Origin of the sequence: Treponema sp. UBA785 (assembly GCF_002297065.1) — a bacterium.
Taxonomy (GTDB): domain Bacteria; phylum Spirochaetota; class Spirochaetia; order Treponematales; family Treponemataceae; genus Treponema_D.
Genome location: NZ_DBJD01000058.1, coordinates 1 through 1,373, shown reverse-complemented (window position 1 = coordinate 1,373; position 1,373 = coordinate 1). Strand labels below are relative to the sequence as shown.

Annotated in this window: 1 protein-coding gene; it reads left to right on the top strand. The window is 49.7% G+C overall.

What is annotated here, in order from left to right; all coding sequences use genetic code 11:
- Window positions 1-1,373 (top strand): leucine--tRNA ligase (gene leuS, locus B2X33_RS04685; protein ID WP_296667995.1); only part of this gene is annotated, 1,373 nt, incomplete at both ends.

Here is a 1,373-nt window from a genome sequence, read left to right as displayed (position 1 = left end):
GAAACAACTTTCAAGAACATCGCGCACTTTACCGAGCAGATTAAGGCTCTCGGATTCAGCTACGACTGGGACCGCGAAATCAAGACCTGCACTCCTGACTATTACAAATGGACTCAGTGGATTTTCCTCCAGCTCTACAAAAAAGGTCTGGCTTACGAGGCTCAGACTCCAATCAACTGGTGCCCTTCGTGCCTTACAGGGCTTGCAAACGAGGAAGTAAAAGAAGGACACTGCGACCGCTGCGGCGCGCAAGTTACGCACAAAGTTATCCGCCAGTGGATTCTTAAAATCACAGCCTATGCAGACCGTCTCTTAAAAGACTTGGATGAGCTCGACTGGCCGGAAAGCGTAAAGGCAATGCAGCGCAACTGGATTGGACGCTCGGAAGGCGCGGAAGTTGACTTTGCCGTTGCAGACAAGGACGGAAAAGCGACTGAGCAGAAGCTCACAGTCTACACGACAAGATGCGACACGCTTTTTGGCGCGACTTACATGGTTGTCTCGCCTGAGCATCCTTTGATTGAAAAACTCACAACGGCAGAACAGAAAGAAGCAGTTGAAAAATACCGCGATGAGGCAGCGAAGAAATCAGACCTTGAGCGAACCGACCTTGCAAAAACAAAGACTGGCGTTTTCTCAGGAAGCTACGCGATAAATCCTGTTAACGGAAAGCTCATTCCAATCTGGGTTGCGGACTATGTTCTGATTTCTTACGGAACAGGCGCAATCATGGCAGTTCCGGCGCACGACACACGCGACTGGGATTTTGCAAAGAAATTCGGTCTTCCAATCATCGAAGTCTTGAAGTCAGAAGTTGACGTTCAAAAAGAGGCTTGGACTCAGGACGGAATCCACGTTAATTCAGAATTCTTGAACGGCCTTAACAAAAAAGACGCGATTGCAAAAATGCTCGAGTTCCTGGAAGAAAAGAAAATCGGAAAAAAAGCCGTGAACTACAAGCTCCGCGACTGGGTTTTCAGCCGGCAGAGATACTGGGGCGAGCCGATTCCGCTTGTTCACTGTCCAAAATGCGGAACTGTTCCGGTTCCGGAAAGCGAGCTTCCGCTGGAGCTTCCAAACGTAAAGACTTACCAGCCGACAGGCACAGGCGAGTCTCCACTCGCAGGAATTGAGTCTTGGGTAAACTGCAAATGTCCTAAATGCGGAGCAGACGCAAAGCGCGAGACGAACACAATGCCTCAGTGGGCGGGAAGCTGCTGGTATTACCTTCGCTATCTCGACCCGAAAGACAACGCGAATTTCTGCGCGCCAGACAAGGAAAAATACTGGATGCCTGTTGACCTTTACGTTGGAGGAGCAGAACATGCGGTTCTTCACCTTTTGTATGCGCGCTTCTGGCACAAAGTTCTTTA